Here is a 15,713-nt window from a genome sequence, read left to right as displayed (position 1 = left end):
CGCGCGGCGAGGGCGGCTACGATTTCGGACTTTCGGCAATACCCAATCTACGCACGTTGATACGGGAGCGCGGATGCGTCCAGCACTCGGCAAACTCAAAACAAGGATTGCCACTGGGGTGGGTTCTACCGTGGCAGTCTGCACGGCGACGGTCTACACCATCATGGGTGCGGGGGCTGTTGCGCCCGTGACGCAATATCCAGCAGGTGCGCAAATCGATGCCGGCCGCTGGCAGGTGGTGCCGCATCGCGTCTGGATCAGCAAAGACGAACGCGTCTACGGCGTGCGAGTGCAGCCAGGGCAACAAGCCCTGGTCGTGGAAGTCGATTTGAATAATCGCTCGGCATCGTCGAGCCGCGCGTACAACGATACGCTCAAACCCAAATGGCCCGCGGGCGCCAAACCCGAAAATCCTGATGTGGCGCTATTGCGCGATTCAAAACTGATACCGCTGCTGCATCCTGGCATGCCTGAACGCGTGGCCTACGTCTGGGTATTGTCCGGCTCGGTGTCGCTGCCGGAAAAAATGCCGATAGAAGTTATCGCCCAGACCTACAAACCAGTCGATAACCTGTATGGCACGCCCTTGTGGACCAACCCGAAAGTGATTGGACAATTCACCTTGCCGTTGGACACCGCCGCAGCACCGGCCATTCGCACACCCCCAGCCGCGCCATCGGCTGCCGGCTCGACGGAGCGAACTTCGTGAAGCGGCGTTTGGCGACATTGGCGCTGATTCTGATCGCCGCTGCCGTATTGTTCGCGATGCAGCGCACCACGCCGCGCTATGACGAATTGACGGGCGCGATCCCGGTGCGTGCCGGCATGCACGAGACCGCATCGACGCGGCTGTTCGATATCGAGGTGCAGCGCGTGCAATTTGCCCGGAAAATCGCGTATCGGTATATCGGTAAAGACGTGGTGCTCACGACATCGGGACTGTGGGCGATTGTGACAGCCAGCCTGACGGCGCGTTCGGAATCGATGTCCATCACGAGAGGTTTTTGGGATGGGCCGCAAGGGCTGCGCTACGAGCAATCCGATCGCGCCGTGAACCCGCCCCATATGACGCCCATCCGGTTGGATCCGGGTCTGTCCACATTCGGGCGTTTTCTGTTCGAGATTCGGCCGGACCAGGTGGGCGATGCGACCTTGGTCGTGTGGCCGTCAGGGCTGCCGCCGCGCCTGGATGCCGAGGCCCATATCGCATTGGACGATTTGCCGCGGGCAGCGAATGGGGCGTTGGAAGTCACAGACTTGGTTTCTCTCAATCGACTGGAGGGAGCCCAACCATGAACGGGCGCAGCGACGGTCCGGTAGATGCCGACGAAAAGCGCTGGCGCCGCCGCAGTCTTTATGCGTTGATCGTGCTGTTGCCCCTGCTTATCGGTGTGTCCGCCTATGAGTCGATCAGTGCATGGTGGGTGAGCCGGGATCGTCTGGCACAAGATGTTGAGCTCAACGGCAGCGGTGATTTCGGTGGCTCGCAATGGAAACTGAGCAAATTCCGTATGTTGCCGGTCCCCGCCGGCAAAGACATTCCCGAGGGGGCGATGGGGATGTTGGCGGAATTCGAAGTACAGGTGCAGGACGCGGATCTGGCCAAGAACTGGCGTGGATGCACGATTTCCCTGGAAAGTCCCGATGGCCGGCGTTGGGCCCCGACAGAGGCCATGCGCCTGCCTCGTTCGGAAGCGAGACCCTGCACGACGACGATCTATATGTCGGGCGCAAAGGCCGGCTCTACCGTGCGTGTGCGCGAGGCGTTTCTCGCGCCCCGCGATGTGGCCGACTCGCTCAGAGTCGCAGTGACGCTGCAGCCGCAGCAACCTCGCTATCTACGCTTCGCACAACCGCCACAGTTGATCCAGGTCAAGCCGCCGGATAATCAGAAATAGACCTGGGCATTCAGGCTGACAGTGCGCGACGGTGAGGGCAGGATGCTGTTTTCTCCCACGTAATACCAGTAGCGGCGATTGGTCAGGTTATCGATAGCGGCGCGCAGCACCACGTTTTTGGTGGCGATCCGCGTACGGTATACCGCGCCCAGATCCACGGTGTAATAGCTGGGCACGGTCAGATTATTGGTCGAATCGAGGTTGGACGATCCTATGTATTTCACGCCGGCAGCCACACTGAGCCCCGGCATCGCGGGCAGGGCATAGGTGACTTGACCCGATGCGATAAAGCGCGCGGAGCCCGGCAAACGATTGCCCTCCAAGGCGGCATTGCCGGTCTGGTATTTTGCGCTCAGCCACATGGCGTTGGCCTGGAGATCCCAATCGCGCGCCACGCGGACATTGCCGGCCAGTTCCAGCCCTTGAATGCGCCCCTCGCCATCCTGCACATATTCATTGGCGTTGTTCACGTAGCCGGTTCCGCGTTCGATGCGAAACAGCGCGGCGGAGGCGCCCCAATCGCTTTGCGCCGTCTTGATGCCGAATTCGTACTGCTTGCTCTTGAGAGGTGCCAGGGTTGCGCCCGCATTCGCATACTGACTGCCCACCGTGCTGCCCTGTTCCAAGGACTCGACATAGCTGGCATATACCGTGGTTCCTGCAGCGGGCTTGTACATCAACGCGAAAGTCGGAGTGAGAGGATGTTTTTTGTAGGCTTCGCCTGCGACCCCTGCGGCATTGATACTGTGCTGGCGGTACGAGATATAACGCGCGCCGGCCAATAGCGACCAATGCTCGCCTATGCTGATCGTATCGCTGGCAAACAAGGCATCCTGCTCGTATTCCGCACCACGGTACATTTGAGGCGTCCGCGATCCGTTGTAGGGCGACGGACGTGCGCCGTCATAGAGATTGCCGTAGCCGATCGACCCGTAAAATCCATTCGAATTGAAATCGTTGGCCTGCGTTTGGGTGGCGGCGCCCAGCACCACCTCATGCGTCAGAAACCCGGTAGCGAATTGGCCTTGGACCATCGCTTGCAGCTGGTTAAAACGGTACGCATTTTTCTGATCGTACATGTAGTCGTCATAGTCGCCTGCCTCATTCAGCAGATTCAGGGTTTCTTCTTTGTAGGTACGAATCGCCTGACTGAAACTGTAGTCCACGGACGCCGTCCATGTGGGCGCAAACTTCCACTGCAGTCCCGTTTTGGCGAATTTGCTGACTGCGTGATAGCCGCTGCCATTGGTCGACAATTGCGTACGGCCACTGATGGTATCCGGCAGGCCGTTGCCTGTATATCGCGCCGCTGACAGCGAGACGGCCTGCACGGTGCCGTCGGTGTCGCGGTCTTGATACAGGCCTTCGAATGTCCAGAGCAGATCCGGCGTCAGCCGCAAATCCAGCGCCAGCGAGAACGAGTCGCGGTTGATGCTGCCATCGTTATAGGTATCGCCTTGCTCATGCGTGTAGTTCAGGCGGTAGCCTAGACGCTTGTCCGGCCCTACGCGTCCGCCCAGATCCACATGTTCTTGAAAAATGCTGTCTGACCGGTAGCCCACATCAACACTGGCCAGAAAATCTTCGGTCGGCTTTTTCGTGACGTAGTTGACGATGCCTCCCGGTGAACCGAATCCGTACATAAATCCGCCAGGACCTTTCAATAGGTCCACGCGTTCGAACTGTTCCAGCGGTAGCTCCACGCCATAGTTGACGATGGACATGCCGTCGATCTTGTAGCTGTTGAAGGCATCCAGTTGCAGGCCACGCACCACCAGAGTCGACGGCCGGCTGTTATAGCTGTTGCCTACCGCGATCACACTGGCGTCGCGCGCGAAGACTTCGCCTAACGACGACACCTGGCGGTCGGCCAACGCCTCTTCGCCGACCGACGTGATGGAAAAAGGCGTATTCAACGCATTGCGGGTCCCCAATGCGCCGTTGGATACGGGCGCGGTGGCCAGATCGTTCTCGCCGTCATCCGAACCCTGGACGATGACGGGTGCCAATGTCGTGGTGTCAGCGTCTTGCGCAGCGAGCGGCAGGGGGATCAGCGTACCGGCGCACAGGACAAAGGGGAGCAGCTTTCGAGGACCTGCGTGGCACATGAGAATTCTTCTTAGATAGGTGACCGGCATGGATATTATATAATTATGATTCTCATTTCCATTATTGTTTTTTCGAATTGTTGTTTTCGAGACAAGAGGAGGGCCCTGTCGACAGGCCGTCAGGGAATCGCCGAAAGCGCGATCAGGCAGCTTGTCCGGCAGGGGATGCGTTGCGTCGCAGAGGTTGGGCAAATGCTGTTTCCAGAATCGCCACCAGAAAACATATCCGCAACGGTTCGATCAAAATGCCTGTAGACGAATCCCGAAACGGGCTGCCAAGCAACAAGGTCAAGCCCTGGGCGACCACCTGAGCCGAATCAATATCCAGCGGCCCAATCAGGCGGCCGCCGATGATCCATAACTGAACGCTGCACCAATCAATCAGGCGGTAACCCACAATCAAGGTGATCAACAGCAGTACGCCGGCATTCAGTGTCAGCCGCACGCTGTTGGCGACCGGCAGATAACGCGACCGGTATCCGCCGATGAAGTGCGCGAGGAAGTCGCGCAAAAATTTCGGAATGGCTTGGTAGCGTTCTCCGAAACGCTCGATGCGGCGATGGGATCGCAGCAGCTCTTGATCATTGCGCACATCATAGCCGTACACCAAGGCGGTCATCACCAACCAGACCACGGGCAGCAAGGCATAGAAAAACAGGCTCACCAGCAGTTTGCCCGGGGTGTCGACCAGGTCTTCGACAGGGATGGGCGGGCCGTTGTCCGTGGCTGCCGCCCAGGCCGTGGCAATGGGCGTGAGCAATACATTCAGGAAGGACAGCAGGTTTTCCCACACGGAATGGGTCGCGATCCAGGCCCAGAGCTGGTCTTTCCAGCGGCTGATGACATACAGACCGACCAGGATCCAGTTGGTCTCACAGATCACCACGACGATCTGCCAGAAGGGGCGTCCCGTCGCTTTCTGACATCGCAGTGCCAGCTTGCGCACCAGCCACGAGATGGCGACCGAAATCAATAGCCAGCGTGAATCCAGGGCGTCCAGAATCATGCCGTGTTGTCCCATCGGGTCCAGGCTGAGAGCGAGACGAGAGTATTGCCTCACGGTATCGCCCAGGAATCCCCAGGCGGCGTAGTAGGCAAAAAAGGGCAGCAGGGCTACGGACACGGCGGACAGAAATCGGCGCGAGTTCGAGTCTGGTGCGGCATCGCCGCGCGCGGCCTCCTGGGCAGCACGTATCGCAGGCAGGCCCGGCAGCAACATCTGAAACATCGTCACGGTGACCACCAGCTGGGCCAGGGCCACGAGCGTCAACACCGCCAGGCCGGCCATATGGTTTGCGAAGCCGGTATGGACCGCCAAGCGCAGCAGGAGCGCGTGGGCCAGGCTGCCGACTAGTACGAGGGCGACCAATTGCGGCCAAAAGCGCCGCCATAGGCGAAAGGTCAGTGCAAACGGTGCGGTGATCCCTTGCATGCTGGTTCCTCTCTGTGAAGCCAGCAAGCTTAGCAAGCCCTCACTGCGCAAAACTGTATCTTTTTTGATCGGATTGTTAGGGCCGGCGCGAGACTAAATGCTGCGCGCTTGATCGTTATCAATCTTTCAATGGGTCGGCGCCCGTATCCGGGCGGTAGGGGGCTTTATCGTCATCCTGTTGCTCAGAAAGCGATATTTCTACCAGTAATGGTGATTCTTGTTAAATATTGCGAATCTTGACGTCATTTATCGTACACAGTACGGTAGTAACGTTTTGCTTGCAGCTTGATCGTCGATAAGGACGTTTCGATGGCATTTCTCTCGTGCAGACGCTTTCGGCCTCCACCCTAGCTCCTGAGCATGTTGTTGCTTTCCCAATAACGCCAGGAGCCTGACAGTGAGCTATTTCGTCGATCGCCTCAAATACTTTACGCGCGCCAAAGAGTCCTTCTCGGACGGCCACGGCGCCGTTGTCCACGAAGACCGGGGTTGGGAAAAAGCGTATCGGGATCGCTGGCAGCATGACAAGATCGTACGCTCGACCCATGGCGTGAACTGCACGGGCTCCTGTTCGTGGAAGATCTACGTCAAGGGCGGCATTGTGACGTGGGAAACTCAGCAGACGGACTATCCCCGTACCCGTGCCGACATGCCGAATCACGAACCGCGCGGCTGTTCTCGTGGCGCATCGTATTCCTGGTATCTGTATAGCGCGAACCGCATCAAATATCCCATGCTGCGCGGGCGCCTGGCTCGGCTGTGGCGCGAGGCCCGCAAGACGATGGCGCCCTTGGCGGCGTGGGAGCATATCTGTACGACACCAGGCCTCGCAGACGAGTACAAGCGCGTACGGGGTCTGGGAGGCTTTGTTCGGGCCACCTGGGATGAGGTCAACGAGTTGGTTGCGGCGGCCAACGTCCACACGATCAAGCGTTATGGACCGGATCGCATCATCGGGTTTTCGCCTATTCCCGCCATGTCAATGGTGTCGTTTTCTGCGGGCAGTCGATATCTATCGATGCTGGGCGGCACGATTCTGAGCTTCTACGATTGGTATTGCGATCTGCCGCCCGCCAGCCCCCAGACCTGGGGCGAACAAACGGACGTGGCCGAATCCGCGGATTGGTATAACTCGAGCTTCATCATGATGTGGGGCTCGAACGTGCCCCAGACGCGTACGCCGGATGCGCATTTCATGGTCGAAGCACGCTACCGCGGCGCGAAGATCGTGTCGATTTTTCCCGACTATGCCGAGGGCGCGAAATTCGGCGATGTGTGGCTCCATCCCAAGCAGGGCACCGACGCTGCACTGGCGTTGGCCATGGGGCATGTGATTCTCAAAGAATTTCACCTCGAGGGAAAGAGCGAGTATTTCCGCGAGTACTGCCGGCAGTATTCCGACATGCCGTTCCTGGTGCGACTGGTGCGCCAGGGCACGCGCCATGTGCCTGAGCGTATGTTACGCGCTTCGGACTTTGCCGATGGTCTGGGGCAAACCAATAATCCCGAATGGAAGACCGTGGCCTGCTATGACGCGACGGACGATCTGGTCGCGCCGAATGGATCGATAGGCTTTCGTTGGGGGCAGAAGGAAGGCGGAGATCTTGGCAAATGGAATCTGGACGCCAAAGACGCGGATGGGAATCCCCTGCCGCTGCGCCTGTCGCTCGTGGGTAGCCATGACGAAGTGGTGCCGGTGGCGTTCCCGTATTTTGGCGGGCGTCAGCACGACTATTTCCAGGGCACGGATCATCCCGAGGTGCTGGAGCGCAACATGGCAGTGCGGCGAGTACAGACCGTCGAGGGCGAGGTATTGGCAGTGACGGTGTACGACCTGCTGATGGCCAATTACGGACTGGACCGAGGTCTGGGGGGCGCGAACGTCGCGATGTCGTACGACGATGACGTGCCGTATACCCCTGCGTGGCAAGAGCGTATCACTGGCGTCAAACGTGAGGACGTCATTACGGTGGCGCGGCAGTTTGCCGAGACAGCTGACAAGACGCAGGGCAAGTCGATGGTGATTTTGGGAGCCGGCCTGAATCACTGGTATCACATGGACATGGCGTATCGCGGCATCATCAATCTGGTGGTGATGTGTGGCTGTGTCGGGAAATCAGGCGGCGGGTGGTGCCACTACGTGGGCCAGGAAAAGCTGCGCCCGCAGACAGGCTGGACCACCTTGGCCTTTGGCCTGGACTGGTGCCGTCCGCCACGTCACATGAACGGCACCTCGTTTTTCTATGCGCACACGGATCAATGGCGCTACGAAAAACTGAAGGTCTCTGAAATCCTTTCGCCATTGGCCGAGCCCGACACGTTCCAGGGCGAGCTGATCGATTTCAATGTGCGTGCAGAACGCATGGGCTGGTTGCCATCGGCTCCGCAGTTGCAGACCAATCCGCTGCAAGTCGCCCGCGATGCCCGCGAGGCAGGACAATCGCCCGCTGACTATGTGGTGCAGGCGCTGCGAGACGGACGTTTGAAGCTGTCTTGCGAGGATCCGGATCATCCTGACAACTATCCGCGCAATATGTTCTTGTGGCGATCCAATCTGCTGGGCTCGTCAGGAAAGGGGCATGAGTATTTTCTCAAGCATCTGCTCGGCACCGAACATGGCGTGCAGGGTAAAGACCTGGGCGAGACGGGCGGCGACAAGCCGCAAGAGGTGGCCTGGCACGACGAGGCGCCGCGCGGGAAATTGGACCTGCTGGTCACGCTCGATTTTCGGATGTCTACGACCTGTGTGTATTCCGATGTGGTGTTGCCCACGGCCACGTGGTATGAAAAAAACGATCTGAATACCTCGGATATGCATCCGTTCATTCATCCGTTTTCGGCCGCCGTCGATCCTGTCTGGGAATCTCGCAGCGATTGGGAAATCTACAAAGGCATTGCACGCGCTTTTTCCGAGATCGCAAAGGCCGAGTTGCCGGCATCGCAAGACGTGGTGTTGACGCCCATGCAGCACGATAGCCCTGCAGAGCTGGGCGACCCTTTTGGTGTCAAGGATTGGAAACGCGGTCAGGCCGAGATGATCCCGGGCAAGACCATGCCAGCCATCGCAGTCGTCGAACGCAACTATCCCGAGATCTATAAACAATTCACCTCGCTGGGACCCTTGACGCGCAAATTGGGCGTGGGCGGCAAGGGAATCAACTGGCCCGCTGGCGAAGAATGCGATCTGCTGGCAAAGCTGAATTATGAGGTGCAAGAGGAAGGCGTCAGCCAAGGATTGCCCCGCATCGATACGGACATCGATGCGGTCGAGACGATCCTGACATTGGCGCCGGAGACCAATGGCGAAGTCGCGGTCAAGGCGTGGAAGGCGCTCTCTGTCATGACGGGCCGAGATCATACGCATCTGGCCTTGCCTCGAGAACACGAAAAAATTCGCTATCGCGACCTGCAAGCGCAGCCGCGCAAAATCATTTCGTCGCCCACCTGGTCAGGCGTGGAATCCGATCATGTCAGCTACACTGCCGGCTATACCAACGTGCACGAGTTGATTCCGTGGCGCACGCTCACGGGGCGTCAACAGCTGTATCAGGATCACCTCTGGATGCGCGCGTTCGGCGAGGCCCTCTGCGTCTATCGACCACCTGTCGATACGAAATCGCTCAGGGGCATGACAGACGGCCGCCATGACAATGGCAATCCGCAGATCGTGTTGAACTTCATTACGCCCCACCAGAAATGGGGGATTCATTCCACCTATACCGACAATCTGATCATGTTGACCCTGTCGCGCGGTGGGCCGATCTTGTGGATCTCGGAAAAAGACGCCGTCAAGGCAGGCCTGGTCGACAATGACTGGATCGAGGCCTACAACGAGAACGGTGCACTCGTTGCCCGAGTGGTGGTGAGCCAACGCGTGCCCGAGGGCATGACGATGATGTACCACGCGCAAGAAAAAATTGTGAATATGCCCGGCTCGGAGATCACCGGCGCGCGTGGCGGCATCCACAATTCTGTGACACGCATCGTGCTCAAACCCACCCACATGATCGGCGGCTATGCCCAACAGTCGTATGGTTTGAATTACTACGGCACGGTGGGTTCGAACCGCGATGAGTTTGTGATCGTGCGCAAGATGCGCAAGATCGATTGGCTGGAAGGCGAACGTGCCGACCATGCCGAAACCCCTCAAGCCTGAGCACTGGAGCCGAACGATGAAAGTACGCGCGCAAATCGCCATGGTGCTGAATCTGGACAAGTGCATTGGCTGTCATACCTGTTCCGTGACGTGCAAGAACGTATGGACGTCACGCGAAGGCATGGAATATGCATGGTTCAACAATGTCGAGACCAAACCCGGCATTGGTTATCCCAAGGACTGGGAAAACCAGAAACGATGGAACGGCGGTTGGAAACGCACCGCCTCGGGAAAAATCGAGCCGCGCCAAGGAGGCAAATTGCGACTGCTGTCGCATATTTTCGCCAATCCAAATCTGCCAGAGATCGACGATTATTACGAGCCGTTCACCTTTGACTACGATCATCTGCAGAGCGCGCCCGAATTACAGGCCGCACCCACGGCGCGGCCGCGTTCGTTGATTACCGGTCAGCGCATGGAAAAGATCGAATGGGGACCGAACTGGGAGGAAATCCTAGGGGGTGAGTTTGCCAAGCGATCTCAGGACTACAACTTCGAAGACGTGCAGAAGGATATTTACGGTCAATTCGAAAATACCTTCATGATGTATTTGCCGCGTCTGTGCGAGCATTGCTTGAATCCCAGCTGTGTGGCGAGCTGTCCGTCCGGATCTATTTATAAACGCGAAGAAGACGGCATCGTCCTGGTCGATCAGGACAAGTGCCGCGGCTGGCGCATGTGTGTGTCCGGATGCCCCTATAAAAAGATCTACTACAACTGGCAAAGCGGCAAGGCCGAGAAATGCATTTTCTGTTATCCGCGCATCGAGGCCGGTCAGCCTACGGTCTGTTCGGAAACCTGTGTGGGGCGCATACGTTATTTGGGCGTGTTGTTATATGACGCTGACCGTATCGAACAAGCGGCCGCTACCGCAGACGAGAAGGACCTTTACGAGGCGCAGCTCAGCGTGTTCCTGGACCCCGATGATCCGGCTGTGATTGCGCAAGCCCTGGCAGATGGGGTGCCTCAGGGGTGGCTGGATGCGGCGCAGCGTTCACCGACCTACAAGATGGCCGTGCAATGGCGCATCGCGTTTCCCTTGCATCCGGAATATCGCACCTTGCCGATGGTGTGGTATGTGCCTCCGCTGTCGCCGATTCAGGCCGCGGCCAATAGCGGTCACATAGGGGCGTTTGGCGATATTCCCGATGTGAAATCGCTGCGTATTCCGTTGCGTTACTTGGCCAACATGTTGACGGCAGGTGATGAGGTGCCGGTGGCGCTTGCACTGGAGCGTCTGCTGGCGATGCGGGCCTTTATGCGGGCGCGTACCGTCGATGGTCAGGAACGCACTGATATTTTGCAGCAGGTGGGATTAAGCAAAAGTGAAATAGAGGAAATGTATCGCTATCTGGCGATTGCGAATTATGAAGACCGGTTCGTCATTCCCACCTCGCATCGCGAGTATGCGGAGGACGCCTTTGATATGCGGGGCGGTTGTGGGTTCTCGTTCGGCAATGGCTGCTCGGATGGAGCATCCGAGGGCAGCCTGTTTGGCAGCAAGCCGCGCGGCGATGCCCAGAAAATGGTGTTCATGGAAGTGCAGCGCGACAAGGTCTCGGGGTAGGAGGGCATGATGACGATCGAGCATAACCACACTGGCGAGTCCTCGGCGCCGCCGGTATCGGTGTATCGCGTACTGTCGGCATTGTTGACCTATCCCGATCAGGCGTTGTTGGCGGCATTACCCGAACTGCAGGCCAGCGTGACGGGGGCGCAGCGCGAGCAGCTGGCACCGCTGTTTGAGGCATTGGGCGACACGGACGACGTGATCGAAGTGCAGGAACGATACGTGGCGACGTTTGATCGGCGGCCCGCGCATTCCCTGCATTTGTTTGAGCACATTCACGGTCAATCGCGCGATCGCGGGCAGGCGATGGTCGATTTGCGTGATGAGTATTTGCGCCATGGATTGATATTGGATACTTCGGAGCTGCCGGACTATGTGCCGCTGTTCCTGGAGTTTCTCGGACAGATTCCTGCCGAAAAAGCCTCTGCATTGCTGGGCGATGCGATTCATGTGCTGGCGCGCATCGGCGACAAGCTGGCGCAATACGGCAGCCCCTATGCATCGGTGTTCACCGTATTGCGCGAGCTGACCTCTGCTGTGCCGCAGCCCTTGCCAGATCCTGCACCAGAGGAACTGGATGAGTCCATGATTACGTTCGGGCCGGACGCAGACGGGTCCGAGCCCACGCTGCGGGCGCGCACGCAAACGGCACAGCCCGTGCATTTTTACGAAACGGACCCTCGGCGCGTACGGGCTGTGTCCGGTTCTGCTTCGTCATAAGGGGCCCCGCATGACTGCCTATTTGCATCATTTCTTTTTTGCGGTGTACCCCTATATTGCGCTGGCTATCTTTTTGTTTGGCAGCCTGGCTCGGTTCGAGCGTGACCAGTACACCTGGAAAAGCGACTCCAGCCAATTGTTGAAACGGGGGGCGTTGCGTTGGGGCAGCAACCTGTTTCACATCGGCATCCTGTCCCTGTTCTTTACGCATCTGTTCGGATTGTTGACGCCGCCCGCGGTATATCACGCATTGGGTTTGTCCACCGAAGCGAAGCAACTGATGGCCGTCGTCGTCGGGGCGATTCTGGGGCTGATCTGTCTGGCTGGCTTGTTGATTTTGATCTATAGGAGGATGTCTGAGCCGCGCTTGAGAGCGACCTCACGCGTTTCAGATTGGGTGACGCTCATCTGGATCTTGATCGTACTGTCGCTGGGACTGTTGTCCATCTTGACCTCAGCCGAGCACAAGGACGGGTCCTTGATGTTGTTGCTGGGCGATTGGGCGCAGCGGATCGTGACCTTTCGTGCCGGGGCTGCTGAGGTGATGGTGGGCGTGCCATGGGTGTATCAGGTGCACATGGTGCTGGGCATGACATTGTTCCTGATCTTTCCTTTCACGCGTTTGGTGCATGTCTGGAGCGGTTTTGCATCAGTGGGATACCTGACCCGCGCATGGCAACTCGTACGCTCGCGTTAACAGGGAGTAAATATGATCGTCGTGAACGGCGTTTCGATCAGCGATGCCCAGGTGCAGGCAGAAATGGCGCGCCATCAGAATGACGCCGACCCGGTACAGCGCGCAGCCCATGAGTTGGTGTTGCGCGAGTTGCTGTTGCAGCGATCTCGTGAGTTGGGGTTGGCGCAGGGCGGTGACGATGCCGCGATACAGGCAGTATTGGCCGCAGAGGTGAAAACACCGGTCGCAGACGAAACCAGTTGCCGCCGCTACTATGAGCAGAATGCAGATCGCTTCATCAGCGGCGCGCTGGTCGAGGTGTGGCACATCCTGTTCCAACTCACGCCGCGTGTGGATCCGCAGCGCTTGCGCGCCCGCGCGGGCGAGGTTTTGCAAGAGGTGCATCGAGCGCCTCCAGAGACCTTTGCAGATTACGCGCGACAGTATTCAAATTGCCTGTCTGCTCAAGAAGGAGGGCGGCTGGGGGATATCGGACGTGGCGAGACCTTGCCCGAATTCGAAGAGACGGTGTTCGCCATGCCCGCACATACCTTGTTGAATCGCCTGGTGCAGACGCGCCATGGTTTTCATGTCGTGCGTACCGGGCGCAAGGTCGAGGGCTCGCTCATGACTTTTGACGCCGTCCACGAGCGTATCGCCGCCTGGCTGACGCAGGCTTCCGAGCGTCGCGCGACGCACCAGTATTTGCAGTGGCTGGTAGGGCAGGCCCGCATCGAGGGCGTAGATATTTCCGGAGCGGATTCACCACTATTGCAGTGAGCCGGACTCAATTGATCGTGATGTGAACCTATCGAACAGGAATAACGCGATGAGCAACCATCCACGTGCCTATGCGGTGTTGTACAGCAGTACGTTTGCGTTCATGGTGTGCTTTGTGGTGTGGATGATGTTCGGCGTACTGGGTATCCGCATCCGCGAGGAACTGGGACTGAATGCGTTTGAGTTTGGGCTGCTCACTTCTACACCTGTGTTGACCGGCGCCATCTTTCGTTTGCCGCTGGGCATGTGGACGGATCGATTTGGCGGCCGCATCGTGATGACGGTGTTGCTGCTGGGCTGCGCGATTCCGGTCTATCTGGTCAGTTACGCGCAGGCCTTGTGGCAGTTTTTGGTGATCGGCCTGTTTCTAGGCCTGGTCGGGGCATCGTTCGCGGTGGGGACGCCCTACGTTTCGCGTTTTTTTTCGGCCGAGCGCAAGGGCTTTGCCATGGGGTTTTTTGGCGCGGGCACCGTTGGGGCTGCGGTTAATTTATTCGTGACGCCGGTGTTGCTGGAAGCATACGGATGGCGCATGGTGCCCAAGATCTATGCGGTTGCTTTGCTGGTGACTGCTGTGATGTTCTGGTTTGTGGCGGCACCCGATCCCGGCGCCGGGAAAACCGGCGGCAAACTGCTCGAGCAGTTCAAGATACTGAAGAATCCCCGCGTGTGGCGTTATTGCCAATATTATTCGATCACCTTTGGCGGCTTTACCGCGCTCTCGTTGTGGATTCCTCAGTATTTTCAGGCCGAATACGGGCTGACGTTGGTGGCGGCATCCGCATTGGCCGCGGGCTTTTCCTTGCCTGGCGCGGTGCTGCGCGCGGTGGGTGGCGGCCTGGCCGATCGTTTCGGTGCGCACAAAATGACGTGGTGGTGCCTGTGGGTGGCTTGGATGGCCTTGTTTGTCCTGTCTTACCCGGATACGACATTGACGATCAAGACCTTGAACGGTCCGGCGGCATTTCATCTTTATTTGCCTGTGTGGTTGTTCACGTTGCTGCTCTTTGTGCTGGGCGCGATGTTTGCCTTTGGCATGGCTTCGACGTTCAAGTACGTGGCCGACGATTTTCCAGAGAACATGGGTGTCGTCACAGGCATCGTGGGGCTGGCCGGTGGGCTGGGCGGCTTTTTGTTGCCGCTGATGTTCGGCGTGTTGGCCGAACTGGTGCCGATCCGGTCCAGCTGTTTCATGCTGCTTTACGGCATCGTCTGGGTGTCGTTGATTGTGATGTATATCTCGGAGGTCAAGAAAGTGCAGTTATCCGGGGATGTCGTTTCGGCGTCCAGATAACAGTTATCCGGAAGGGGCTGCCAAGTACAGATAGTTGATCGCCTTGCGGTTAGTCGCGTTCGAACTCCGTCACTTTCGGCAGCACCACCGCGAGATAGTCGACCAGCGTCCGTACCGCTGGCAACAAACCGGTGCGATAGGGGATTAACGCTGTAATCCGCGCATCTGCCGCAATCCATTCCGGTAGCACCTGGCGCAGCTCGCCCGTCTTCAGTTCGGCTTGGCAAATATACCCCGGCAGCGCGGCGATACCGATGTTAGAGCAGGCCGCCTCTTTTAGCGAGATCAGGCTGTTGCTCTGGAATCGTGGCTCTACCGACAGCGTTTCCACCCGCTTTTCCGGTCCCTGCAGAGTCCATTGCTGGGCTGCTTTGCCGGCATGCGAAATGATCGAATGAGACGCCAGATCTGCGGGCTGCTGCGGCGGCGGCGTACGTTGAAGATATTCAGTTCCGGCAAACAGGTACCAAGGGGTCCGCGCGAGGGGGTGCTGCACGAGATTGGAGTCTTGCAATTGCCCTGTGTGCCCGCGGATAGCTAAATCGAACCCGTCGCCCACGACGTCCAGTATGCGGTCCGTCGCGGTCTCAATAATGTTGACTTTCGGGTTCTGCGATAAGTACGTAGGCAGGACATGGCGTAATGCGAATTGCGCGATTTCGATGGCGACCGTCACACGAATGACGCCACTCGGCTCGGTCAACCGCTGCCGCATGGCTTCTTCGGCCAGTTCGGCACTGCGTAGCAGTGCCATGGCGTACTGATAGAACTCCACGCCGACTTCGGTCATCTTGAACTGCCTTGACGTCCGGTTGATCAACCGGACACCCAGCATTGCCTCGAGTTCCTTAACGCGATGACTCAGTGTCGATTTCGGTAGTTGCAGCGTTTCGCCAGCTGCCGTGAATCCGCCGCGGTCGACGACCTGAACAAAGAAATAGACGTCTTTGAGATCCAGCATGGCGTGAGTTTGCCTCTACCATCGTCACGATGGCGCGCGCAAAGGAGCTGTAAGTGGACGCCGATATTACCTCATGGACAGAGGCTGTTCTATAAGGGCAAACCTCCGGGACGTCGTT

Annotated in this window: 12 protein-coding genes; 9 read left to right on the top strand and 3 right to left on the bottom strand. The window is 58.2% G+C overall.

All coding sequences use genetic code 11. From position 1 onward, the window contains the following. Window positions 1–73: 73 nt before the first annotated feature. The 3 genes from ACNA0I_RS19285 to ACNA0I_RS19275 are packed head-to-tail and all read left to right on the top strand — an operon-like array spanning window position 74 to window position 1,898. Window positions 74–709 (top strand): hypothetical protein, encoded by a 636-nt coding sequence (locus ACNA0I_RS19285; RefSeq protein WP_415807652.1) that lies wholly within the window; start codon window positions 74–76, stop codon window positions 707–709. After that, complete coding sequence (locus tag ACNA0I_RS19280) at window positions 706–1,296, top strand: hypothetical protein (protein WP_415807651.1); 591 nt, start codon at window positions 706–708, stop codon at window positions 1,294–1,296. Before ACNA0I_RS19285 ends, ACNA0I_RS19280 begins: the two co-directional genes overlap by 4 nt. Beyond that, window positions 1,293–1,898 carry a hypothetical protein gene (locus ACNA0I_RS19275; RefSeq protein ID WP_415807650.1) on the top strand — a complete coding sequence of 202 codons (606 nt, stop codon included), beginning with the start codon at window positions 1,293–1,295 and terminating at the stop codon, window positions 1,896–1,898. The genes ACNA0I_RS19280 and ACNA0I_RS19275 overlap by 4 nt, the downstream gene beginning before the upstream one ends. On the opposite strand, the gene ACNA0I_RS19270 is transcribed toward ACNA0I_RS19275, so the two are convergent. Both ACNA0I_RS19270 and ACNA0I_RS19265 read right to left on the bottom strand, forming a co-directional pair. Continuing rightward, entirely contained in the window at window positions 1,889–4,006 is a 2,118-nt protein-coding gene (locus ACNA0I_RS19270; RefSeq protein WP_415807649.1) for a TonB-dependent siderophore receptor, read from the bottom strand. The two genes, ACNA0I_RS19275 and ACNA0I_RS19270, sit on opposite strands and share 10 nt — an antisense overlap. A gap of 142 nt (window positions 4,007–4,148) precedes the next feature. Next, window positions 4,149–5,438: a hypothetical protein gene (locus ACNA0I_RS19265; RefSeq protein WP_415807648.1), complete on the bottom strand. Its 1,290-nt coding sequence runs from the start codon at window positions 5,436–5,438 to the stop codon at window positions 4,149–4,151. Between the two features lie 397 nt (window positions 5,439–5,835). On the opposite strand from ACNA0I_RS19265, the gene ACNA0I_RS19260 reads away from it, so the two are divergent. The 6 genes from ACNA0I_RS19260 to ACNA0I_RS19235 are packed head-to-tail and all read left to right on the top strand — an operon-like array spanning window position 5,836 to window position 14,634. Next, entirely contained in the window at window positions 5,836–9,594 is a 3,759-nt protein-coding gene (locus tag ACNA0I_RS19260; RefSeq protein ID WP_415807647.1) for a nitrate reductase subunit alpha, read from the top strand. 16 nt (window positions 9,595–9,610) lie between these two features. Beyond that, a complete protein-coding gene (narH, locus tag ACNA0I_RS19255; RefSeq protein ID WP_415807646.1) occupies window positions 9,611–11,161 on the top strand; it encodes a nitrate reductase subunit beta in 1,551 nt (516 codons plus the stop codon). 9 nt (window positions 11,162–11,170) lie between these two features. Then, the gene (gene narJ, locus ACNA0I_RS19250) at window positions 11,171–11,884 is read left to right on the top strand and encodes a nitrate reductase molybdenum cofactor assembly chaperone (protein WP_415807645.1); all 714 of its coding nucleotides are present in this window, start codon (window positions 11,171–11,173) and stop codon (window positions 11,882–11,884) included. A gap of 10 nt (window positions 11,885–11,894) precedes the next feature. Beyond that, window positions 11,895–12,581: a respiratory nitrate reductase subunit gamma gene (gene narI, locus ACNA0I_RS19245; protein WP_415807644.1), complete on the top strand. Its 687-nt coding sequence runs from the start codon at window positions 11,895–11,897 to the stop codon at window positions 12,579–12,581. Window positions 12,582–12,593: 12 nt separating this feature from the next. Beyond that, window positions 12,594–13,340 (top strand): peptidylprolyl isomerase, encoded by a 747-nt coding sequence (locus tag ACNA0I_RS19240; protein WP_415807643.1) that lies wholly within the window; start codon window positions 12,594–12,596, stop codon window positions 13,338–13,340. Between the two features lie 49 nt (window positions 13,341–13,389). Next, window positions 13,390–14,634 carry an MFS transporter gene (locus ACNA0I_RS19235; protein WP_415807642.1) on the top strand — a complete coding sequence of 415 codons (1,245 nt, stop codon included), beginning with the start codon at window positions 13,390–13,392 and terminating at the stop codon, window positions 14,632–14,634. 49 nt (window positions 14,635–14,683) lie between these two features. Here ACNA0I_RS19235 and ACNA0I_RS19230 read toward each other — a convergent pair whose 3' ends face one another. Continuing rightward, window positions 14,684–15,595, bottom strand: a complete 912-nt coding sequence (locus ACNA0I_RS19230) for a LysR substrate-binding domain-containing protein (RefSeq protein ID WP_415807641.1) — start codon at window positions 15,593–15,595, stop codon at window positions 14,684–14,686. Between the last annotated feature and the right edge of the window lie 118 nt (window positions 15,596–15,713).

This window comes from Bordetella muralis (genome assembly GCF_965139205.1).
Taxonomy (GTDB): domain Bacteria; phylum Pseudomonadota; class Gammaproteobacteria; order Burkholderiales; family Burkholderiaceae_B; genus Bordetella_A; species Bordetella_A muralis.
Note: the sequence above shows the minus strand (reverse complement) of the source record. Positions and strands in the feature narration are given on the sequence as shown.

Coding starts and splice junctions, on each gene's coding strand:
- ACNA0I_RS19285 (WP_415807652.1), top strand. CDS start 74: ATGCGTCCAGCACTCGGCAAACTCAAAACAAGGATTGCCACTGGGGTG.
- ACNA0I_RS19230 (WP_415807641.1), bottom strand. CDS start 15,595: ATGCTGGATCTCAAAGACGTCTATTTCTTTGTTCAGGTCGTCGACCGC.
- ACNA0I_RS19235 (WP_415807642.1), top strand. CDS start 13,390: ATGAGCAACCATCCACGTGCCTATGCGGTGTTGTACAGCAGTACGTTT.
- ACNA0I_RS19240 (WP_415807643.1), top strand. CDS start 12,594: ATGATCGTCGTGAACGGCGTTTCGATCAGCGATGCCCAGGTGCAGGCA.
- narJ (WP_415807645.1), top strand. CDS start 11,171: ATGACGATCGAGCATAACCACACTGGCGAGTCCTCGGCGCCGCCGGTA.
- ACNA0I_RS19265 (WP_415807648.1), bottom strand. CDS start 5,438: ATGCAAGGGATCACCGCACCGTTTGCACTGACCTTTCGCCTATGGCGG.
- ACNA0I_RS19275 (WP_415807650.1), top strand. CDS start 1,293: ATGAACGGGCGCAGCGACGGTCCGGTAGATGCCGACGAAAAGCGCTGG.
- narI (WP_415807644.1), top strand. CDS start 11,895: ATGACTGCCTATTTGCATCATTTCTTTTTTGCGGTGTACCCCTATATT.
- ACNA0I_RS19270 (WP_415807649.1), bottom strand. CDS start 4,006: ATGTGCCACGCAGGTCCTCGAAAGCTGCTCCCCTTTGTCCTGTGCGCC.
- narH (WP_415807646.1), top strand. CDS start 9,611: ATGAAAGTACGCGCGCAAATCGCCATGGTGCTGAATCTGGACAAGTGC.